Here is a 21,728-nt window from a genome sequence, read left to right as displayed (position 1 = left end):
TTAAGACAGCATTTGTTCTACTTTATCAAAATTGAGAGGAATGCCAAAAAATCCGGAAATATTCCCGATGTCCAGAATTTCCTGCCGCACTTTACGTTGCCCCATACTGGTAATGATAAGCAGGGACTTATGAGGAATGATCTCCTTTAGTTGATGAACATAATCCAAAGGTGCTATTCCGTCGAAAAGAATATCAGAAATGATAAGGTCAAAATTCTTATTCTGGTCCTCGATATCCAGCTCGTCCAGGGCACGAATTGCCTTGCATCTGTAATGATGCGTCAAGATCATTCGTTCCAGGACCTGCAGTAAGATAAGATCCTGCTGAATTATCAGGGCCGTTTTTGCCATTTTAGGTTAAGTAGGGGGTATAGAATTGGGGCTCTATACAAGGCAAATCTAAGAAATTTGTGTTACAAAATTGTTAAAATTAAGATAGCTTCTATTGATATTATGAGAGTTGCAAAAATTTTTATCCCTGCCAGCCGTGGAAGGGGGAAACAAAATTTGATTATCTCATTAAGCTCATAAGCATTTTCTGCTTTGAGACAGTTCGTCTATTTTTCCGGTAAAAGGGGTTAGGATCCTGCAGTTTCAGAAGTTTTTTTTGATCTATTTCTCAGATTTATTTTCCTGCCAGTCCCCCGGGCGGAATTGGCGCCGGAACAACATTATCCACCGGTTTCGTACTTTGCAGGTAAACAAACATAGCTTCGAGGTCCTCATCTGTCATGTGCGCAAAGTTGAACCAGGGCATAGGAGGTAAAAGATCTCTCGAATTTTCAAGGCCTTTAAATTTCCCTTTGCGCATCGCAATTTTAAATTGATCAAAACTCCAATTGCCAATTCCCGTCTCGTCGGATGTTATATTGGCAGCAAAAGAAGTACCCCAGGGACCAACAGCTGCGGTGATATCTTCATTCACGACCATATAACCGGGCGGAAGTTTTGACATATCAATTTTTGGAAGCTCTTGTCCCTGTTGAAATCCGGAGAGTTGTAAACCTTCAATTTCTTCCGGCCCCTTTGCACCCATTTTCTTGGGAGAATGACAATCTGCACAACCAATGGTTGTAACAAGATATTTGCCTCTCTTTATTTTTTGATCCTGGGTAACTTCTGCAATAACAGGTTCTTCGGGAACTTTAGCATAATTCTTATCCTGGCATCCTGTAAATAGTATAACTGAGCAAGAGAAAAGCAAAAAGATCAAGAATGATCTTTTCAATTCAATAGCATTAAAATAAACAACAATATTTTTCATAAGAAAAGTTTTTTATCTCATAAATATCCTTAAAATTAGAGCCGAAAAAATCATAAAACGTTAAGATGTAAAAATATTTGTCGTACTGCTTCTTCAGAGCTTAAAACAGCTGACTGTCAAGGCGCTGTGTAAGTTTTTTAACACATCCTGAATTACATCTCTCTTCAATTTCATAAGCCTTCCTAACCCGAAGTTTTAGCTGTTAATATTTTCCTAATAGAATTAATAGTGTTAGACTTGCTGTTTATTAGCTAAAACCAGCATGAGCTTTATAAAACCAGGATTTCCCCTAAAATCCGACAAACCGGTACTGGCCGGATTTCTAGTTTTTCTCACCGTTTTGCTTCTGGGAGCATTCATCTACTGGCAACGATATCTAATTTTGCATGAGGAACGGGGACGCGAAATGCGCGGTATCATACAAGTGATAGATAATAATATTTCCCAGGTCTTAAAAAGCAGCTATTCGGCTGCCTTAAGTCAGGCTTTACTGATAGGTGACAATGGAGAGATCCATGATTTCGAAGCAAAGGCTAAACAACTCCTGCAGGCGAATCCATATCTTGATGCTATTCAATTGGTTCCCAACGGCGTGATCACTCATGTATATCCTCTGGAGGAGAATAAAGCCGCTCTCAACTATAATATTCTTAAGGACGAAACGCGCAACAAGGAAGCCTTTCGAGCCATTAGAGAGAAGAAAATGTATTTTGCGGGACCTTTTGAGCTTAAACAAGGAGGATTAGCTGTGGTAGGAAGATTACCTGTTTTTATTGAAAATGAATTTTGGGGTTTCTCTGCAGTGATCATAAAGTTCAAAAATTTGTTGGAGTACGCAGGATTTAATAAGCTGAATTCCGAAGAATATAAATTCCAGTTTTCCAAGGTTGATCCCGATACTGGAGATATCGCTTATTTCCTTGATGAAGACGTTTCATCTGATGCTTATTCGGATGAGGTCCTTTTCACCGATGGGAACTGGAAGATACATATAGCTCCTAAAAACCGATATCTTCCTTTTCTTAGTCTCTTGCCTTTAGGCATACTACTATTATTTTTAGCCTTCTGGTTGAAACATCTCACCATTAAGGTAATGCAACGCCCCCAGAGACTTCAGGCTATGGTTGATGCTCAGAACATCGAGATCTTTAACAGTAATTTTCGGTTTAAAAAAATATTCAATCAGGCGGCAGTAGGGATGGCCAGAATGGATACCAGAACCGGAACTTTCATAGAAACGAACAAACGCTTTAGAAATTTTTCGGGCTATTCAGAAACAGAAATTACCGGAATGAATTTCAAGCAGCTTTCGCACCCCGAAGATATTGAGGAAAACCAGAAACTCATGCAAAAACTACTGCAAGGAGAGATTAAGGAGTACAGCCTGGAAAAAAGAGCAATTAAAAAGAATGGAACGGTAGGCTGGATAAAACTTACTGTTTCTCCTTTGTGGAACCCGGGGCAGGAGCCTTCCAATCACATTGCAATTATTGAAGATATCACAAAAAGCAAGGAAGCAGAATTACAATTGACGAAATCTTATAAGGTGCTGCTAGATCAAAACAAGAGACTGGTCAATTTTTCCTACATCATCTCACATGACCTGAGGTCGCATTCCACTAACATTCAATCTATACTTGACTTGTACGGCATGAGCGAACTCCCGGAAGAAAAGGAGCATTATGTTGAACTTCTTTCTAAGGTCACCGCAAATCTTAACCAAACCTTACATCATCTCAATGAAGTAGTTTCTATTCAGAACAGCCCGAATCTAAAAAAGGAAAATCTGAACCTTCAGGAGTTTGTGAATAAGACTATTGAAAATCTTTCTATTCAAATTCGTGAAAAGAAGGCAGCAATGATTGTGGATATTCCGGAAGATGCGAAGGTTTATTTTAATTCAGCTTATTTAGAGAGCGTGTTGCTCAATTTTATTTCAAATTCGTTGAGGTTCAGCGATGAAAACAGGCAACCTGTTATTGAGATCAAGGCAGTTGACAGAGACGGAAAGTGGACCCTTCACATTTCGGATAATGGAATTGGAATCGATCTCAATAAAAATATGGAAAAGTTGTTTGGCCTGTACAAGACCTTTACCAACCGAAGAGATTCCAGGGGCATTGGACTTTTTATAACTAAACATCAGGTAGAAGCCATGGGTGGCGAGATCGAAGTGGATAGCACTCCCGGATGTGGCACTACATTTAAAATCAATTTCAAGTGAAAAAAACGATCGCTGTAGTCGACGACGATGAAATTTACAGGATCATCGTTAGGAAAATGATAAGCATAAGTGGCCTTTTTGAAGCCGATCATTTGTTCAATGATCCTCAAATTGCTCTGGACTCTTTTAGGCAGGAAGGAATAAATCCCGACATTATCCTGCTGGACGTCAATATGCCAAGTCTTGATGGGTGGGAATTTTTGGATAACCTGAAAATGAATTGCCCCAATGTTTATCACGGTTGCGATATCTATATCGTCACTTCCTCTATTTATAGCAAAGACCAGGAAAAAGCGAGGTCTTATAAAGAAGTAAAAGGCTTTATTAGTAAACCCATCACTCAGGATATCCTGACAAAAATAGCTTCAACTGCAGCTCTGTAGGGAGGACCTTTAATCCTCAACAAGAAATCTAAGTCTGCCAGGGTCCACCTCCACTACTATTTTTTCATTATTGTAATGCTCTACCAGGTCATCATCGATATGCACTTCCTTACCTTTCCATTGCAAAATTGCTTTTTTCCCGCGATAGGTTGTAGAGAGAGACCTTAAGGAGGTCTCGTTTTTTCTTCCTTTAAGCACTTCCTGCAGGTACTGCACCAATAAAGCCCTGTTTTCTTCGGGAATGACCACAAGATCAAATTTTCCATCTCCAGGATCTGCTTCCGGGGCCAGGTAAAACTGAGGCCCAATAAACTTGATATTCAGCAATTCAACCAGAAGAAATTTAGCCTCTATCTTCTCGTCATCTATAATGATCTCTGCTTCTTTTGCCTCGAAATCTTTTACTATGGAAATTAAATTCATAAGGATGACCTTTAGCTCCTTATCGGGATCTTCAATTTCCACTTCGTTTTTTTCCATTTCCCTGATAAGCTTGGGAAATATCCCGAATCCCATTCCCTCTATAAAAAAATCAAAGGTGTCAATTCCTGAAATCGCACCTATATCGAAACCCTTTACCTGCTTTTTCTTTTTTAATTTTTCACTGTGTATCTCTAGAGGAATCTCCAGCGTATGAGCGATGTTATTGGCGGTTCCAAAAGGGAGGATCTGAACAGGAATTTTTGAGACCTTAAAATTTTTGGAGATCAGTAAGGTCTGTGCCATTTTTTGAACAGTACCATCTCCTCCTGCTACGAAAATGACCTCAGGATCTTTTGAAGTAAATTCCTGCCATCCCGGTTGATCTGTAGAAAAATATTCTACATCATGATCTGCAGAGGCGATCATTTTCATCAACTCTTCTTTCTCGTGTTCTCCCGAACCTGCTGTAGGATTATGGATGAGTACGGCCTTTTTCATCTCACTGCTTTCTTCAAATATAAGACACAGAAAAGAGTATGATGTCTATGTTAACACAGACTTATAATTAAGCCGTTTTATCTTAATACAAAGTTTTGTAATTTAAGCTATGAACCTGATTAAAAACAACTTGACTATGAAAATCCTTGTAACCAACGACGACGGAATATATAGCCCCGGCCTCTCCTGCCTGGCCAAATGCGCATCAAAATATGGTGATGTTATAGTCATGGCGCCTGACGTAGAGCAATCTTCTATGGGGCAGGCTATAACCTCGGCTAAGCCAATTACATATAAAAAATCCCCAATACATTTTGAGGGAATGGATGCTTTTCGTGTGAGTGGAACTCCGGCCGACTGTGTGGCCCTTGGAACACATTTGTTTGACGATATTGACATGGTCCTTTCCGGAATAAATATTGGATCGAATCTGGGGAACTCAGCCTGGCATTCAGGAACCTTATCTGCTGCGCGACAAGCGGTGTTGTTCGGTATTCGCGGAGTCGCTCTCAGTGTTTCAGTTGGTGAAAACGAACCTGATTTTGAAGCACTTGAACCTTATGTAGAAGATTCATTAAAAGAGGTGATGCACGAATCAACTATGGAACTTCTTAATATCAACTTTCCCAGGAAACCTCTGGGCGAAATCGTCTGGACCTGCCAGTCTGTTCGCCACTACGATGGAAAGGTAATCCAGCAGGAAGATCCTATGGGGCGTGAGCATTACTGGTTCACAGTATTCCCCATTGAAGAAGTAGAAGAGAATACCGACCGATGGGCTATCAAAAATGGCAAAACCAGCATTACTCCTATGATCCTGGATTTAACAGACAGAAAAATACTGAGTTCCAAAAATGGCAAATTCAAATAGAATTTTTATTCCAGGCTTTCCGGAATAATACCTAAGCTCCTGAAGAGTTCAGCTTTGGCTAAGAGATACTTAACAAGGATTTGATTTTGCTTTAACTGAGCTTCTATCAATTTGTTTTCCCGGGTATTGATAAGGAAAAGAGAACTTTCTCCAAAGCTGAATTTTCTTTCTTCAGCCTGTAGAAGTCGTTGATAATTTTCAACCATTTCTTCACTGATGTTGATCTGGTCGACATATGATTCCAGCTCCTGCAGCAGTGCCTCTACCTTGTTATCTATTTTTCGCCTGTTTAGTTCAAGCTCCAGAGAAGCATCTTCAAGTTTATACTTTGCCAGCTTTAGCTCACCCCGTTCCTTCCGTAGAAAAAGAGGAAAACTGAATTTCACTCCGGCTTTATAGTTAGAAGTGTCAAAGTTGTCGACCAGTTCAGGCTCGGGAGTCAGGAAATTATATTCCAGATCCACTTTAGGAAGAAGGTTATTGATTTTGAGCCTCCGCTCAATTTTAAGAGCCTGTAACCTTGCCTGCAAAGCCTGTAGCTTAGGATGCTCGCTTAGATCGTAACCCTCTAACCAATCCTCTATCTCCTCACCAAAATATTCACTGTCATCCAGGATGTCTTCAGGAACAATACCAGGCTGAAGTTCAACAGGCACATTGTTTTCCAGCCAAATAAAATTTGAAACTTCAAGTCTCTGCTTCAGTAATTTTACCCGTGTTTGCTCCAGCTGCAAAAGCCTGTCCTGCAAAGTAATACCTGCCTCTACAGTATCAATGGCAGGGATCTCCCCTGCCGCTGCACTCTTGCTGATCCCGGTAAACCGCTGCCTTGCATTTGCCACGAATTCATTATAGACCTGGTTTTCACGGTGCAGTTGCGCCCACTGCAGATATGCAACAGCAGCCTCATAAAGTACTTCACTTACCATAAGATCCCGCTCTGCAGCGGCCTGATCCATCAAAGCTCTTGCTGAACGCAAAACGGCCCGTCTTTTATCTATTACCAAACCCTGGGCAGCAGAAAGTGAAACACCTGCACTAAAAAGGCCTTCCGGAGGGACTGTTCTTTCAGGATTTAAGTATACACCTTCCGCCTGATCAAAGCCCGCTTTCAGCTCTATTCCATACCACGTAGGTATTTTAAAGGTAGAATTCAAAATGTCGTAATATTCTGTTCCTTTGAATTCTTTCCGGGTGTAATCTACTTCCAGTTTAGGATCAAATGCTCCCCTGGCTCTAAGCAACTCGGCCTCTCCCATTTCCAAATGTAGGTTTGCCTGCCTTGCTACAGGATGATACTGCTTGACATAAGCCAGATATTCGGTAAAGCCGAGTACCTGCTCTGGGGGCTCTTGCCCCAGCAGGAAAACAGATTGAAAAAGAAGAAAGAATGTAAGCTGATACCTCATTTTGTGTTTGGCTCTTAATTTTCAACAACAATTTCGGGCTCATAATAATCGGGTGGGAAACCGTTGAGGTTTCGCCATATTTCATACCAGATAGGCACCTCATCAAGCAGCGCCAAAGTAGTAGCTCCAGATCCTATACGGACCCCTTTCGGCCAGGGTTCATCCTCTGGGTCCGGCGCCAGGAGCACGCGGTATTTTCCATTCTCACTAATGAAATTATCTACAGCAACAATGCGGGCACCGTAAGTACCATATGAAAGATTTTCCCAGCCGTTAAAAACAATTGAAGGCCAACCCTCAAATTGCACCCGTACCCTTTCCCCCTGGTGAAGGAGAGGAACATCCATAGGCTTTACATAAGTTTCCACTGCCAGTTCAAAATCGGCCGGCATGATCTCCACCAGCCTTTCTCCTTCTTTAAAGGTCTCCCCCAATCCGGCTTTAAGAGCTTTGTTAATATAGCCTTTTTGAGGCGCCAGCACATAGTACATCTCATTGCGAATCGAGTAATTACTGTATTCGTTCTGTAATTTGCTCACCTGCGCCACAGCATCATATTGATTAGAACGTGCAGTTTGCAACTCACTCTGGGCCTTAGAGACTTTGTCGCTGTATTCAGCCCCGATCCTGTTGATCTCGATCTCAGCATTAATAACTTCATTTTGGCTGGCCAGCAATTTATTTTCCTGGGAGATAAGTTTAGCACGCGCTTCCTGTAGTTTTTGCCGTTTCTCCTCAACATCGGGCAATGCCTTTAGACCTTCCTGTTGCAGTTGTTGCGTACGCTCATATTGTGCTTTTGCGATCTCAAGATTTGCCTGCACCGCCTGGAGATCTATACTGTCACTTTCAACTTTTAGCCTCGCCTGCCGCAGTTTGTTCAAAGCCTGCTGTTCCTTTAAAGCTCTTTCATTAGCCAATGCCGCCATTTGATCTGTAAGCGCCTGTATCTTTCCTCTATAAGAGTCTACAGAACCCGATTTCGCATTCAGCTGCTCGGCGGTACGTTCTACCAATAAAGGATCAAAATACTCACCCTTCACTTCAGAAATATGCAGGATGGTATCTCCTTTCTGTACAAACTCTCCTTCCCGTACATACCATTTTTCGATCTTTCCGGGGATTGGTGACTGAATCGTTTGCGGCCTGTGCTCGGGCATTAAGGTGGTAACGTATCCTTTCCCGCTTACGTTCTGTGTCCAGGGAAGAAAAAGGATGATCAACAAAACAATAGTAGCCCCCAGAAGAAACCTGTTGAAGTACTTGTAGTGCCTTTTGTGAAGGGCTTTTCTTCCCGCCTCAAACTGCCCGAGATCTACTTTGTTTCCTAATGAATATTTCGAGATGTTAAGCATGCTGTAATTCTATTGTATCTTTAATCCTTCCACTCTCCAGAATTATTTTCCTGGTACATATCTTTTCCCAAACCTCATTCCTACTGGCTACCAGAAGAGAACACTCCTGTCTCTCTTTGGAAAAATAATCTATAAGCCTTGAGGCTTCTTCCTTGTCGAATAATTCAAGTGGTTCCTTGAGGATCAAAAGATCAGGTTTTTTCAAAATTGCTCTTGCCAAAATGATCTTCTTGCGCTCAAGGTTGGAAATGAATTTACCTTCAGGATAAATAACACTTTTAAGACCATTGGATTGTTGTCTCAAAAATTGAGAAAGACCAACAACCTTTATAATTTCATGCACCTCTTTTTCGGTTACTGAAGGATTACTGAAGGTAAGATTTTCAAGAAGTGTGCCTTCAAATGGCACTTCTTCAGGAAAGAAAACCCCCACCCGGCTCCTGAATTCGTTTATTTTTAAACTTTTAAGAGGAAGGTCATTTACATAGACATTGCCCGAAGAAGGCTCTGTAATTCCCGCAATCAGCTTTAACAGACTGCTTCTCCCACTCCCCGTGTTTCCATCTATCATTATTTTCTCCCCGGGCCCTATCTTTAGGTCAATATCCTTCAGAATCGGCCTGTTGGTGTCTTCGGAATTGTAATCAACGTCTGAAAACTCAATCTGAAGTGGATCTCCTTCGAAAAGAGAATTTTCAGCTTGCTGTGTTTCAATTTTCATATCCAGTACCTCACCAAGCTTTTCGAGAGAAGTAAGAACATCATAAATAGAATCCAGACCTTTGGTAAGCTTCTCCACAGATCCCATGATCAAAAGGATGATGATCTCTGCCGCTACAAATTGACCAATATTCATTTCCTGATTAAGCACCAGCAAGCCTCCAACTGCTAACAGACCCCCAGTTACCAAGACCTTGAAAACGACCATTTTGATATATTGGATCTTAAGGATCCCGAAATGCCCCTCCCGTGCCGTCAAATATTTTGTTGTGTATTTGTCATTTTTGGCAAGTGAAAGATTTGTACTGCCCGAAAGTTTAAAGCTCAACAACGACCGGGCAATCTCCTGCAGCCAGTGGGCTACCTTGTATTTACTCTTTGACTCATCAAGACTGGTCTCCATTCCTTTGCGGGCCGTAAATTTGAACACCAGATAGATCAACCCGACCAGCAGTAGTCCAAAAACGATAAAAAGAGGGTGATATAAAGACAACAGAATGAGCCCGAAAAGGATCTGAATAAGGGCCGCAGGAAAATCCAACAATAACTTGGAAACCCCTTTTTGAACGGTAAGTATATCAAAGAACCTGTTCGCCTGTTCCGGAGGATAAGAGTTTTTGAATTCGTTCATTTTTATCTTCGGAAATCGGTAAGCAAATTCAAACGAACCCCTGGTAAAGATCTTTTGCTGAATATTCTCGACTATTCTTATCTGCATGAGTTCAAGAACACCTACAAAACCAACTGCGAGAGTCACAAGTATTACTAAAATGATCCACGAATTACTTACTCTTCCCCCCTGGATGAAATTCACAATAGCCTGAATTCCCAAGGGTACCGAAAGATTCAAAAGTCCCGCAAAAACGGCATAATAGAATGTTTGCAAAATATCTCTGCGATCCAATGAAAGTAGCCTGTACAGGCGACGTAATGGTGAAATTTCAGCTTTAGGCATTCTTGTCAGATTTTAAAACCCTATTTATCATATGGATAAAATATTCAGAAGGAGAAATACTGGAGTTACACTCCGTGAGAACCGGAAAATGTTCTTTCAAAAAATGTTGATGCAGGGAACCTTCCAGAATGGTACTAGCCAGAGATGAAGGATATGCATAATCTGGATCTACCTCTTTAATTAGATCCTTAAGTCTAAGTACAAGTCTGTTATAGACCGCAAAAAATCCTTCCTTGTTCTCCTTCTCCACCTCTTTTGTAAGATAAGATTTTGAGAATTCATTGACAACTACTCTATTAAGGACCACTTCATCCACGTGAGATACAAAAGAATCCTTCTCCACCTGTCTGGTTAGTACATGTACAGCTTTTTCAAGTTTAATCTGAGGGTCTGGAATATTTGCTGTGGAAAATACAAGTTGATACTCTTTCCATCCCCAATACCAGGAAGCGAGGTATAACAATAGTTTGTGCTTGTTCTCAAAGTAGCGGTAGACTGAGCTTTCATTGGAATTAATTTCCCTTCCAAGCTTCTTAAAAGTGAACTGTTCAAATCCAATATTATCGATTAACAGGATACTGTTTTGCACGATCCTCTTTCCAAGATCAGATGATTCGGGATCTTTCAAGAACAGGTTTTTATTGACCTCGATCTTGATTTGAGAAAGTAATTGCTTCATAGGTTCAAAATCTAAAGATGCAAATCTAATAGTTTTACTATTATTTTAGAAAGTTTAACTTCCTTTTTTGAGTGAACCTATATCAATTACTTTGCCAAAGCCCTACTGATAAAGCAACGGGGCTGATTGGAATTACACCACTAGTGCCGAAGCACACTTTACCCTCAAAAATGCCATTTTCGGGAAGAGAACATGCATAGAGTTGCTGAATAAATGCATCATAGCTGATATACTGACGGTTAATCCATGGAGGGTATTTCCAGAACATCATTTCTAACAGAAGTATCAGTCCCATCTTTCAAGGTCAAAAATCTTATGAGCAGAATAGAAAATACAGGGAACAGAACAACCTGGTACAGCAGTGAAATTATACTACCAAACGTTCCGATTTCATTGTCAGTAGAAGAAATGAGCAGTTGATCTTCCGCAAAAATCCCCTGGGAAAAGATAACAATGGTAACGAAGTTCCATCCAAAATGTAATCCAATGGGTAAGTAAAGAGATTTTGTTCTTACATAGGCATATGCGAAAACAAAACCGCCTATTCCTGTTAGTATAAAGGTGTAGATCATTTGAACCAGATCTCCAAAGACGTTATAGGAGAACCAGTGATAGATACCAAAAACAGTAGCGGATAGAAGAATTCCCTTAAGCTTACCCAGATATTTGAGCGCCAAAAACAACAGAGCTCCCCTAAAAAGAAGTTCCTCATAAAGCACAGATTGTATGGTCCACCAGGATCCTTTTAGAAAGTCCAAAAAAGAATAATTTGAGTTGACCGAAACTTTTGCTTCGAGAACCAGAAGAAGGCCAAGGAAGTAAACTGCAGCTAATACCGCGGTGAGCAGAAAACCTGAAAAAAATTGTCGGCTCCTTAAGCGGGTAGGAAACAACCCCAGGACTTTTAAATCACTTCCCGAAAATTTTAGAAGCACCCATGATAGAAGTAACAATAAGAGATTGCCAAGCATTTTGGAAAGTTAATTTAAAGTGTAAAAGTAGACAAAATAGCCTTTTAGAAGTCGGCGGCTAAAGCCGTGCACCGATATGACAGTAAGGATTTCACAAACCTGATTCCATCCCGGGCCGCGCCCGGTGATAGTTCCTTTAAAATACTATTTTTGGAACCTGACGTTGAAATGGCGTATAAATGGCATAAGATAAAGCTGAAAATGCTAGCAAAATGAAGATAAAAAAGCAGACATTGGCTGAAGTAGTCCGGGCGAAAAGAGAAGCAAAGGGATATACTCAAACAGACCTGGCAGAAAAAACGGGAATTAGCCTACGCTCCATTCAGCGGATAGAAAAAGCTGAAGTACTGCCCCGGCCCTTCACCATAAAATCCCTGGCGACTGCTTTAGATTTTTCAGACCTTGAAATTAGAAACGGAGACTCCGCAGACAAAGATTCCGGGAGTACCAAAAAAGCCAAAAAGATCATTCTATCAGCTGTTTCGCCCCTCATAATCTTTTTACTGGCCTTTGCATTTCTCATTCAATCACCTGAATTTCCTGAAAACAATTTTGAAGCTGCCCTTTTCTGGGCAGGAGTAGTGTTTATAATTGGCCTTGCTCAATGGGTGATTTGGACTCACCAGAAACCTAAGGCTTAGATTTATTAAATTGTCACACTGATGTTAATCCAAGCTGAGTGGACCCTTAGTGTAAGAAGTATTTTTGCAGACTTTTCTTAAAAAAAAGAGTAGAAATACCTTAGGAAAGTAAAGTTCTTTCCTATATTTGCAGCCGCTTAAGGAATCCAAAATTGGAATCTGAAAGTTTAAAAGTTTTCAGCATAAGCTGATTTCGGGGTGTAGCGTAGCCCGGTTATCGCGCCTGCTTTGGGAGCAGGAGGCCGCAGGTTCGAATCCTGCCACCCCGACAAAACAAAGCCTTGCACGAAAGTGCAGGGCTTTTTTATTGGACCGAGGTGAGAGCTCTTTAATAAGCGTAAGGACAACAGAAAAGCTCGAGCAGGTTATGCCTGCAGGCATTGTTGTAATTGTAATTTTTCTCTAAAACTCCTTTTCTACCGGTAAATTTCATATTTATACTTACTGATCGTATCAAATTTTTCAAGCATGGGAATTACGGTCTCAAACCACATCTGAAAGTTTAATACAAGATTCTTGGGTAGGTTGGGAAATCAGCTAATTTTCGACATACGGCTATAAAAACAAGATGAAGTACTGAAATCTGATATTATTGGTTATTTTTGGGAAATATTTAACACATTATAATATTGTTGGTTTTAATCCTTTTTTTTGCTGCAGAAGTGTTATGTTGGTAGACCAAAGGCAGATTAAAATCAAAGAAATCGGAAATAATTACTGATTAGGGCGGGTATGAAAATTAAAAAGTGTAGCAGTAAGAAACATCCTGTATATTCAAAATCAACTTCAGATTTAAAAGAGGATAATAAAAAGGGGCAATGGAATATTTACAATATTCTGCTACAGGATGAGGAGCTATTTGATGCCCTTCAAAATAATGCATTACAGGGTTATATACTCTTTTATCCCTCTACACCTGAAGAAAAATGGATCAGTCCAAAGTTGATCCAAACTTTGGATTTAATTCATAAGCCAGATGAGGCTCCCCGGTGGAATAAAATTGTCGACAATGAAGATTTTGAAGTCTTAGACAGTTTATTGGAAGTACAAAACTATAAAGCTGGTGAAAATAAAGGAATCCTGAGATTGAGGCACTCCCGGGGGTACCTACTAACCATGGATTACTCCTCCTATTACTCAAAAGATGAAGTAGGTGAAGACTTAATTGTTCTGGCATTCAGTAGGAAAAATTTTCGATTGGGAGAATCATATGAACTGGATTTCGAAAGGGAAAGAACTGAAAATGATCGAATAAACAGGGAAATTTTCGAAGGCAGCTTCAAAAATGCGGCTATTGGAATGGCTTTGCTAGACCCAACAGGACGTTGGCTCGAGGTTAACGACAGACTTTGTGAGATAGTGGGCTACAATCCAGAGGAATTGAAGGAATTAACCTTTCAGGATATCACTCACCCCGATGATCTAGAAGCCGATCTCTCCCTTTTGAACGAACTGGTAGGAGGTAAACGCAGTTTTTATCAAATGGAAAAGAGATATTTCCACAAAAAAGGCCATACCATATATATAATTCTTTCTGTTTCTCTTGTCCGCGATTCAGCTGGAGATCCACTTTACTTCATCTCACAAATTACCGATGTCACATCTTTAAAAGAAACTGAAAAAGCTTTGGGTAAAGCATTAGGTGACCTGGAGAATATTTTAGAAGCGAGTTCACAAGTCAGTATAATAGGCTTTGACCAGAGGGGAATCATCACTTCCTTTAACAAGGGTGCCGAAAATTTACTAGAGTATTCAAAAGAAGAAGTAATTGGAAAATTACCCTATGCTATATTACACCTGGAGCAAGAAATTGAGGAAAGAAGACATGAACTGGAAAATTTTAACAACCAAAGCTACAAACCTTCCGATATCCTAAAGTTCCTTGCAGATTATGGATTACCTCATACTAAAGAATGGAAGTTTAAAGCCCGTAGCGGAAAATTAATGCCTGTACAGGTAACCATTACTCCTATTAAAAAAAATAATCAAGTCACTGGTTATCTTTCGGTAGCGACAGATATTGAAGACTTAAAAAAAGCTCAAAAAGAAATTGCTTCAATTCTTCACATTACACAAGAACAGAATGATCGCCTAAAAAACTTTGCGAATATTGTTTCCCACAATCTCAGAAATCATTCAGCAAATTTTAAAAGTTTACTCAATTTGTACCTCGAGGAATTACCGGAGCAGGGAGAGAATGAAATGGTACAGATGCTTGTTCTAGCGTCTGCACAATTAGAAGATACGGTTTTTGATCTTGAGAAGATAGCTACTTCAAATAAATCCACCTATGAAGATTTAGAGAGCTTGAACCTCAACAGTGCAGTGGAAAAAGCGATATCTTCTGTTCATCCAATTCTTTCAGAAACCGGGACGACAGTTATTAATAATACTCCAGAACATTTAGAGGTCATGGCTTTGCCTGCCTATCTTGATAGTATAATTTTAAATCTTGTCACTAATGCTATTAAGTACAGAGAAAATTCTAAGAAATCTTTTATAAAATTTTCTGCCTTTCCAGATTCTGACAAAGTGGTAGTGAAGATTGAAGATAATGGGAAAGGAATAGATATGGAAAAATTTGGACATAAGATCTTTGGTATGTACAAAACCTTTCACGGAAATGAAGATGCACGAGGAATAGGACTTTTTATTACGAAAAATCAGGTGGAAACAATGGGCGGAAGAATTTCTCTTAAGAGTACAGTTGGTGAGGGCACTGAATTTACAATTGTTCTCAAACAAGGGAACTATATTCCCCTTCGCGAAGGTGCAAAGGCGTAAAAAAACCTCTATGGAAAAACACTTTCAGGAATATCCTTAAAAGGTGTAAGTCAGACTATTAAGCCTCACACTCTCTAGTTTACAGTTTAGGCTTAACAATTGAAGATCCAATAAATTATTGAACCGTAAAATTTTTCCGAATATTCACAGGAGTTCCACTTGCTGTAAAACCTTCCAGCACAACCTCAAATTCCCCATCTACATCTGAGGTAAAAAAGCTGATCTCCTTATCTGACTTAATCGGAGACAATTGGGGTTTCCACAAAAGCTGATAACGATAATCTGGTATTCGATTGTCTCTGTTCTCTTCGTTATAGACCTGCTGGAAATACTTCTTAGCGATCTCTGGATGCTCCAACTCAACCTTTACAGAATTTGGAGACTGGTATTGCTCCGGGAAATCTCCATCAATAGTTTCTACAAGAATGGCACCCTGAAAGATCTCCGGCCCCAGATAGATCTTATCTCTTATGATCTTTATGGTTTGTATCCTGCGTGAGTCGTAATTTATCAAGGCAGAATGATCCTGAAGTAAAAGTCCGTCTACCATCACCAGGGGTTTAAGACGCATTGCCAGATGACCTATAAGTCCGCGGACTTCAAACACACGGTTGTCCCGCCCTTCTCTCTTTACCCAGGCAGACTTAATGATCTCAACGAAAGTCTCCGATACACTCTTAAATCGCGTATAATCATCAAGATCGTATGTTTCCACAATACTTTCAGGGAAGATCACTTCCTCCTGAACAGGTGCAAGAGTATCGGGTTTAACAGAGAAGTAGGCATTTTCTATCTGGTTGTATAGGCTCCTTTCCACGATCTCCTCCTCCATAGCCGGAGTGATGAAGTAATCGGGAAAATCGAGATTTTCGGTCTCCATCCCTTCATTTGTGTCAATTTTGATCTCCAATTCACTTCCAGCCTCTCCCAATATTTCAAGTACTGCATCTTCGTCCCGCAATTCCCTATCCAGGTTAAAAAAGAATTGTCCATTTTGATTGGTGACTGCTATTTGTGCAAATCCTTTATATGAGGGAATAGATAAGGCGACCTTAATATTCTCTATTGCTGCAGCATTGGCTGAAACCACACTACCGCTAATTAATTGCCCACGTAGTTCAGGTAAGAATACTTTCTGAGCGCTATTCATTTGATCAGGCTTGGATCCTCTCACCAATACCTTTGCAGGATCACTTTTTTGAGGAGCAGGTAGATCTCCTATTTTTCGGACGGAAAGTGAATATCTCCCTGCAGCCGCATCTGCACCTTTGCCTATCAATTCTATTACAACCTGTTCCCTGTTGGAAAATTCACTTTTGTTCAGTTTGAGCTCAAAGACATCTCTTTGCTCCTTTTCAGCAACAGTGGTTAAAGAACTTGGAGCTCCCTCTAACTCAACTTCTCCGGAAGGATCTAGTAATTCTTTCTGATTACCCTGATAAGGATTTATCACCACAAGATCCCCTTCAAAAAAGGCATTTTTGAGGTTCTTCATCCAGTTGGTATAAGCGATCAACTTATAGGTTCCAGAAGGAGTGTCTGTAGGAATAAAGAAATCTGCACTTCCCCTCCCATTTTCCAATTTAATTTTTTGGCTAAAGACAGTTTCACTGTCTTTCCCTATCATTTCCACATAGGCTATCTTACTGAAATTAGATGCCTCGCCGGAACCATTTTTCAGGCTGTATACGCTGTAAAGAAAATATTCCCCGGGAAACAGCAAGGAAGTGTTGTAATGCAGGTAGATCTTCTCATCTATGGAACTTTCAGATAAACCTTCGGCTAAAAGAGACTTTTCTACAGCCTGTCCCTTAACTTCCGCAGAAGAAAAAAGACAGAAAAGTGCAAGTATTGTAAATGGTATTCTCATAAGTTTATTCTATTCTACCCAGAAGTCTGGTGCTACGTTAGATCCATATTTCGTGCAATCCAGGCAGCCAGATTTGGCAAACCTGTAGCCGCCTCCCATTTCAAATCCAAAATATTTTAAAGATCCTACTTCCAACTGTTCTCCGATCCATTCTCTTTGCGGCCGGGTCATGGTGGGAGGAAATAAAACTTCACACTCTACATGAGCATTTGGCATAAAATCATCACGATCATAGAAATCTTCAAAGTTGAAAAAAATCCTCTCCTGGCTTAGCCCGGCTACAGAGAACATTCCCACCACAGGCTCATCGGGATCGCTAACCGAAAAAACATTCCCATTGATCAATCCTAACTGGTTCTGTGAGAACAGGTTCTCTGATTCTGAAAAATCCCTGAGGGTCTGATAATAAGAATAGGTCTCGGCAGAAATTGAAAATTGCCTTACAAGGATACTGTATCTGTGAGCAGTTTTAAAGCTCTCCTTTGGCATAAACTTAATCAGGTTAGCATCAAGATCATTCCCCTCCTGTGCATTGGTATTGGCTAATAGCACTTCTTTAGAAGCCTCGGTAGTATAACAAATGGCTTCTTCTCTTGTCTTTTCTACTTCCACAAATTCCCCATCAATCACTTTTAGATCCAAATTTATCTGGTATGGAGAAACGATCTTGTAGGTCTCCACATAGTCGTATAAATAATAGCCTGAAGTTTCTTTTGGAACATTTACATCCACTAGAATTGCCACTCCTGTTTTGTCTTCATAAATACTTTTTTCAACATATAGGGAGGTAATATCAGAACTGGCGGGAAGTTCTTCAGCTTCCGAGCTGTAGTGTCTTCCATCTGCAGTGGTGATCTCAAGAGTGTATGCTACCCCCGGTTCAGCACAAAAGGGCTGTACAGAAATATATCTGCCCGGCTCTGCTTCCCGGAATTCGTATACATTGGAATTTCCAAGGACCTCGACCATAGCGTTACTCTCCCTGGATGGACCATCTTCCGCAAGTTCATAGGTTCTGCTTATAAGGATCTCCTGCTGCGACAATTCGCTGGTAATGGTACCTTCTATTACGAGTGCATTTTCATAGGTTTCGGTCTGAATTTCGATGGGCTCTACACATCCGGAAAACAATCCTACCAATGTTACAGTTGCCAGAAATCTTCTTAAACCTTTTAATTTGGCAATCATCATGGAGTACTACTAAAATTTAAAGTTATAAGTTATTGTAGGCACAGGAATGGAGAAAATTGAAGTCTTATAAGCTTTCACCTCTCCATCTTCGGTCACAAAGAAAACTGAATAAGGATTATTTCTTCCAAGCACGTTATAAACTGAAATATTCCAGAAGCTGTGAGCAAGCTTCTCGATCTTATGGTTTCCTTCAATATTCAAGCTAAGATCCAGCCTGTAATAGTCAGGAATCCTGAATTCGTTTCGGTCACTATACATAACATATTCGGCCCCGTTGTAGTTATATTTTCCTACCGGATAAGTAATAGGTCTTCCCGTTTGGTAAACGAAATTTGCCGAAAGACTAAACCTCTGAGTAAATTTATAATTAGCTACCATGGAGAAATCATGAGGCTTATCAAAGTTTGACGGAAAGAATTCTCCATTATTTACGATCTCCTCATTGAAATCCCCTGCCAGCTTCACGAAAGAACGTGAATAACTATAACTCAACCAGCCATTAAGGTCTCCTTTGGTTTTCTTCAAAAGGAATTCACCTCCATAAGACTTACCTTCTCCCTGCAAGATCTCTGTTTCAATAGTTTCATTAAGGAAGAGCTGAGCACCTACTTTATAATCCAGAATATCATTGGAAGTTTTATAATAACCCTCCAGGCTTAGTTCATACATATTATTGAACATGTTCTTATAAAATCCAAGAGAGTACTGATTTGCCTGCTGCGGCTTAATGATCGCATCGGAAAGTTTATAGGTATCTGTAGGCGAAGCAGTAGTGTTGGTCGACAGAGTGTGTATGTACTGATAGGTACTGTTATAACTTGCCTTTACTGAAAGATCTTCCTGTAAAAGGTACCGGCCCGACACCCTGATCTCTGGTCCACCGTAAGTTTCGATCACCTCGTTGTTCCCATATTGAATTCTGTCAACTACCGAACTTTCCCTTCTCGGAGCACCTTCCTGATAAATTCTTTCCTCTCCTTCTCCCAGTACTGCAAACATGGAAAATCTAATTCCTGCACTTAATAGAAGTTTGCTGTTTATCTCGTAATCATCACCAAGGAAGATCGCAGCTTCAACGCCTTTTTCCTGTGGCACTTCTCTCGCCTCAATAGGTGAGTCCCCGCGGGGTTCGATCTCTCCGGGATTTACCACATAAAGTTTCGCTCCCAGGCCATAATCCAGCCTGTGCTTATCATTTAACTTGTACTTAAAATGTGTTTTTAGACCTGTTTCATTTATTCCATAGCCCGATCTAAAATCGTTTGTAAATTCTCCTGCGTAATCTATATCGAATTTATAATCTGAATTTGTCACCTGTAGGTTTCCCTGATGCCTGTTATTGAACCTGTGAACCAGGTCAAGGGACAACAACCTGTTACTGTAACTGTAAAGTGAGTCGGGAGTAATATTGAATCTGTCATCACTATAATATCCCATTACATCCAGGTCGGTATCATTACCTATCCTATGATTGTATTTTGCTACCACATCATAGAAGGATGCTTCGTTATCTCTTAGGGATTCTTCATCTAGAGATTTCAGGATCCAGTCAGAATAGGTGCTTCTCACCCCCACCAGAAATCCGGCTTCGTCTTTTACGACAGGCACCTCAAGGGTAAGGTTACCGGTAACCGGGCCTATAGCTCCTTCCCCGGCAAATTCTGTAACATTAGCATCTTTGGTCCTTATGTCGAAAACCGAAGACAACCTACCTCCAAAATGTGCTGGCATGTGACCTTTATATATATCCACTGCTCCCGTTGTAAAGGGATTTAATGCTGAAAAGAGTCCAAAGAAATGGGCAGGGTTATAGATCACTGCATTATCCAGAAGAATAAGGTTTTGATCTGCCCTTCCACCCCGCACGTTAAACCCTGCAGCGCCTTCTCCAGCCGAAGATATCCCCGGTAAAGTTGTACTCACTTTTAATATGTCCCTTTCTCCAAGAACAAGAGGAATATTCTTGATCTCCTCCACGTTGATCTCTTCTTTACCTCCACCCGCATCATTGACATTGCTATCTGGATTGGATTCCAGCACCACCTCTCCCAGCTGCTGGAAGTCCTCTTTAAGGTTGAAATTGAGTTGCCCGTCGTTATAGATCACAACTCTTTTTGCAACATCTTCATTTCCGAGCGATCTTGTTTCCACAATGTTCACCCCGGGTGGTAATCTTAAGCTGTAAAATCCATTCTCATCGGTAACAGTTCCTATCTCAGAATTTCTTACCGATATAGCCAGGTTTGGAATTGGTTGGCCATCTTCGGCACTGGTAACTCTTCCGGTGAGGTTTAGCCTTGATTTACTGCTTGACCTGCTGGCCCGGCCAATATTAACAGTTTCAGCTATGGCTTGTGTTGGCCTTTGTACATCTTCGTAAAAAACCGGATTATACATCTCTTCTTCCTCTACTACCTGCACTTCCTCTTTACCAAAAAAACTTTCGGGCAGTTCATCGTAGATCACACTGTTTTGAGTGAGGATAATTCTATTATCCAGGAAATGATAATTTAAAAGTGTCTCTTTCAAAAGATCATTCAGGATCTCGTCCAGACTTACGTCATTATAGCTACCTGAAATTAATTTCTCTGGAAGCCAGCTTTCATTTACATAGAATTTATAGTTGGTCTTGCTCTCAATTTGCATCAACACTTCCTGAAGCGGAAGATTTGAGAATTGGAGATCAATTCTTTCCTTATTCTGTGCCCCTGCTGTAAATACAATCAGGAAGAACATACAAGCCAAAAAGTTTCTCATTGGGCTGTGTCATTTGAGAGGTTCGATAATCTTTGAAACATAGCAACCAGTGCATCATCCTGCTGCACTCTTGCCTGTTTCCTGTAATCCCTGTAAAAATCTCTAACTTCAGCTTTATGAGCAGGGAAAAGTTCTAATAGATTTCCCCGGTTTAATTCATAGTAATTGTCCCTGTATTTGAAGTAGTATTCGGGAGATTTGGGTTTGAATTCGTAATGAACCAGATCGCGTCTTGAGATCCTTTGTTGTGAAAGCCTGTATTTTTTAAGTACCTGCATTTCGGTATTTTCATATAGCAGCTGATAAAACCCTGAAAAACCCGAACCTGCTTCATAAACATTAATAAACCTTCTGGAATTGAGGAAAAAGCCATCAAGGCGGTTGCTAAGTAGCTGGAAATCTGTATCTCCACGTTGACTGGGAAGTTTTACCAGGAGAAGATCGTCAAATATATTATACCTAACAGGTATTTTGAAGTAGGGCTGACCTTCATAAAAAACAGTAGTGGGAACGTATTCATCCGAGCTGTAAAACTTGTGTCTTTCGTTGACCATTCTATGCTTTTCAATGTATTCAACTCCAGTAAAAATATCGGTGTTCTGAACCCCGATGGTTGCATCAAAACCTTCATAAGCTTGCTGCAGCTCAACGGGAATTTCCTGTGCTTTGGCAGAAGTTCCACAAAGAAATATCAAGGAAAATAAAATTCTGTTGAAGTAGATCATTAGTCTCT

Annotated in this window: 17 protein-coding genes and 1 tRNA gene; 6 read left to right on the top strand and 12 right to left on the bottom strand. The window is 40.4% G+C overall.

The genetic code is table 11. The annotated features are described in order from the left end of the window. Complete coding sequence (locus tag ACXYMT_RS07780; RefSeq protein WP_459058515.1) at nt 1–351, bottom strand: response regulator; 351 nt, start codon at nt 349–351, stop codon at nt 1–3. 274 nt (nt 352–625) lie between these two features. Then, entirely contained in the window at nt 626–1,264 is a 639-nt protein-coding gene (locus tag ACXYMT_RS07775) for a c-type cytochrome (protein WP_459058514.1), read from the bottom strand. Nucleotides 1,265–1,526: 262 nt separating this feature from the next. Between ACXYMT_RS07775 and ACXYMT_RS07770 the strand changes: the two genes are divergently transcribed. Continuing rightward, nucleotides 1,527–3,488, top strand: a complete 1,962-nt coding sequence (locus ACXYMT_RS07770; protein ID WP_459058513.1) for a PAS domain S-box protein — start codon at nt 1,527–1,529, stop codon at nt 3,486–3,488. Continuing rightward, nucleotides 3,485–3,871 carry a response regulator gene (locus ACXYMT_RS07765; protein ID WP_459058512.1) on the top strand — a complete coding sequence of 129 codons (387 nt, stop codon included), beginning with the start codon at nt 3,485–3,487 and terminating at the stop codon, nt 3,869–3,871. Before ACXYMT_RS07770 ends, ACXYMT_RS07765 begins: the two co-directional genes overlap by 4 nt. Before the next feature lie 9 nt (nt 3,872–3,880). On the opposite strand, the gene ACXYMT_RS07760 is transcribed toward ACXYMT_RS07765, so the two are convergent. Beyond that, on the bottom strand, nt 3,881–4,792 hold the full coding sequence (locus ACXYMT_RS07760) for a diacylglycerol/lipid kinase family protein (protein ID WP_459058511.1): 912 nt from the start codon (nt 4,790–4,792) through the stop codon (nt 3,881–3,883). A gap of 136 nt (nt 4,793–4,928) precedes the next feature. Here ACXYMT_RS07760 and surE point away from each other — a divergent pair, with 136 nt between their 5' ends. Then, nucleotides 4,929–5,663 carry a 5'/3'-nucleotidase SurE gene (gene surE, locus ACXYMT_RS07755; protein WP_459058510.1) on the top strand — a complete coding sequence of 245 codons (735 nt, stop codon included), beginning with the start codon at nt 4,929–4,931 and terminating at the stop codon, nt 5,661–5,663. Nucleotides 5,664–5,668: 5 nt separating this feature from the next. On the opposite strand, the gene ACXYMT_RS07750 is transcribed toward surE, so the two are convergent. The 5 genes from ACXYMT_RS07750 to ACXYMT_RS07730 form a co-directional block, all read right to left on the bottom strand. Further along, a complete protein-coding gene (locus tag ACXYMT_RS07750; RefSeq protein WP_459058509.1) occupies nt 5,669–7,072 on the bottom strand; it encodes a TolC family protein in 1,404 nt (467 codons plus the stop codon). 14 nt (nt 7,073–7,086) lie between these two features. Then, nucleotides 7,087–8,427: an HlyD family secretion protein gene (locus ACXYMT_RS07745; protein ID WP_459058508.1), complete on the bottom strand. Its 1,341-nt coding sequence runs from the start codon at nt 8,425–8,427 to the stop codon at nt 7,087–7,089. Further along, on the bottom strand, nt 8,420–10,102 hold the full coding sequence (locus ACXYMT_RS07740; RefSeq protein ID WP_459058507.1) for a peptidase domain-containing ABC transporter: 1,683 nt from the start codon (nt 10,100–10,102) through the stop codon (nt 8,420–8,422). The genes ACXYMT_RS07745 and ACXYMT_RS07740 overlap by 8 nt, the downstream gene beginning before the upstream one ends. After that, nucleotides 10,095–10,781, bottom strand: a complete 687-nt coding sequence (locus ACXYMT_RS07735; protein WP_459058506.1) for a TetR/AcrR family transcriptional regulator — start codon at nt 10,779–10,781, stop codon at nt 10,095–10,097. The genes ACXYMT_RS07740 and ACXYMT_RS07735 overlap by 8 nt, the downstream gene beginning before the upstream one ends. Before the next feature lie 239 nt (nt 10,782–11,020). After that, a complete protein-coding gene (locus tag ACXYMT_RS07730; RefSeq protein WP_459058505.1) occupies nt 11,021–11,752 on the bottom strand; it encodes a CPBP family intramembrane glutamic endopeptidase in 732 nt (243 codons plus the stop codon). Between the two features lie 212 nt (nt 11,753–11,964). On the opposite strand from ACXYMT_RS07730, the gene ACXYMT_RS07725 reads away from it, so the two are divergent. The 3 genes from ACXYMT_RS07725 to ACXYMT_RS07715 all read left to right on the top strand — a co-directional run bounded on the left by ACXYMT_RS07725 (nt 11,965) and on the right by ACXYMT_RS07715 (nt 15,177). Continuing rightward, nucleotides 11,965–12,393 carry a helix-turn-helix domain-containing protein gene (locus ACXYMT_RS07725; protein ID WP_459058504.1) on the top strand — a complete coding sequence of 143 codons (429 nt, stop codon included), beginning with the start codon at nt 11,965–11,967 and terminating at the stop codon, nt 12,391–12,393. A 194-nt stretch (nt 12,394–12,587) separates the two neighbouring features. After that, nucleotides 12,588–12,662 (top strand) — tRNA-Pro (locus ACXYMT_RS07720). A 463-nt stretch (nt 12,663–13,125) separates the two neighbouring features. After that, nucleotides 13,126–15,177 (top strand): sensor histidine kinase, encoded by a 2,052-nt coding sequence (locus tag ACXYMT_RS07715; RefSeq protein WP_459058503.1) that lies wholly within the window; start codon nt 13,126–13,128, stop codon nt 15,175–15,177. 115 nt (nt 15,178–15,292) lie between these two features. Here the strand turns inward: ACXYMT_RS07715 and ACXYMT_RS07710 are convergent, their stop codons facing one another. Genes ACXYMT_RS07710 through ACXYMT_RS07695 form a run of 4 tightly spaced genes read right to left on the bottom strand, consistent with a single transcriptional unit; the run spans nt 15,293 to nt 21,720 of the window. Beyond that, entirely contained in the window at nt 15,293–17,047 is a 1,755-nt protein-coding gene (locus ACXYMT_RS07710) for a hypothetical protein (protein WP_459058502.1), read from the bottom strand. 9 nt (nt 17,048–17,056) lie between these two features. After that, a complete protein-coding gene (locus ACXYMT_RS07705) occupies nt 17,057–18,238 on the bottom strand; it encodes a DUF4249 domain-containing protein (protein WP_459058501.1) in 1,182 nt (393 codons plus the stop codon). A 9-nt stretch (nt 18,239–18,247) separates the two neighbouring features. Then, nucleotides 18,248–20,995 (bottom strand): carboxypeptidase-like regulatory domain-containing protein, encoded by a 2,748-nt coding sequence (locus tag ACXYMT_RS07700; protein WP_459058500.1) that lies wholly within the window; start codon nt 20,993–20,995, stop codon nt 18,248–18,250. Next, nucleotides 20,992–21,720, bottom strand: a complete 729-nt coding sequence (locus ACXYMT_RS07695) for a hypothetical protein (RefSeq protein ID WP_459058499.1) — start codon at nt 21,718–21,720, stop codon at nt 20,992–20,994. Before ACXYMT_RS07695 ends, ACXYMT_RS07700 begins: the two co-directional genes overlap by 4 nt. Between the last annotated feature and the right edge of the window lie 8 nt (nt 21,721–21,728).

The organism is Salinimicrobium sp. CAU 1759 (assembly GCF_054482715.1).
Note: the sequence above shows the minus strand (reverse complement) of the source record. Positions and strands in the feature narration are given on the sequence as shown.

Coding starts and splice junctions, on each gene's coding strand:
- ACXYMT_RS07760 (WP_459058511.1), bottom strand. CDS start 4,792: ATGAAAAAGGCCGTACTCATCCATAATCCTACAGCAGGTTCGGGAGAA.
- ACXYMT_RS07725 (WP_459058504.1), top strand. CDS start 11,965: ATGAAGATAAAAAAGCAGACATTGGCTGAAGTAGTCCGGGCGAAAAGA.
- ACXYMT_RS07710 (WP_459058502.1), bottom strand. CDS start 17,047: ATGAGAATACCATTTACAATACTTGCACTTTTCTGTCTTTTTTCTTCT.
- ACXYMT_RS07695 (WP_459058499.1), bottom strand. CDS start 21,720: ATGATCTACTTCAACAGAATTTTATTTTCCTTGATATTTCTTTGTGGA.
- ACXYMT_RS07730 (WP_459058505.1), bottom strand. CDS start 11,752: ATGCTTGGCAATCTCTTATTGTTACTTCTATCATGGGTGCTTCTAAAA.
- ACXYMT_RS07740 (WP_459058507.1), bottom strand. CDS start 10,102: ATGCCTAAAGCTGAAATTTCACCATTACGTCGCCTGTACAGGCTACTT.
- ACXYMT_RS07745 (WP_459058508.1), bottom strand. CDS start 8,427: ATGCTTAACATCTCGAAATATTCATTAGGAAACAAAGTAGATCTCGGG.
- ACXYMT_RS07735 (WP_459058506.1), bottom strand. CDS start 10,781: ATGAAGCAATTACTTTCTCAAATCAAGATCGAGGTCAATAAAAACCTG.
- surE (WP_459058510.1), top strand. CDS start 4,929: ATGAAAATCCTTGTAACCAACGACGACGGAATATATAGCCCCGGCCTC.
- ACXYMT_RS07700 (WP_459058500.1), bottom strand. CDS start 20,995: ATGAGAAACTTTTTGGCTTGTATGTTCTTCCTGATTGTATTTACAGCA.
- ACXYMT_RS07775 (WP_459058514.1), bottom strand. CDS start 1,264: ATGAAAAATATTGTTGTTTATTTTAATGCTATTGAATTGAAAAGATCA.
- ACXYMT_RS07715 (WP_459058503.1), top strand. CDS start 13,126: ATGAAAATTAAAAAGTGTAGCAGTAAGAAACATCCTGTATATTCAAAA.
- ACXYMT_RS07780 (WP_459058515.1), bottom strand. CDS start 351: ATGGCAAAAACGGCCCTGATAATTCAGCAGGATCTTATCTTACTGCAG.
- ACXYMT_RS07770 (WP_459058513.1), top strand. CDS start 1,527: ATGAGCTTTATAAAACCAGGATTTCCCCTAAAATCCGACAAACCGGTA.
- ACXYMT_RS07705 (WP_459058501.1), bottom strand. CDS start 18,238: ATGATGATTGCCAAATTAAAAGGTTTAAGAAGATTTCTGGCAACTGTA.
- ACXYMT_RS07750 (WP_459058509.1), bottom strand. CDS start 7,072: ATGAGGTATCAGCTTACATTCTTTCTTCTTTTTCAATCTGTTTTCCTG.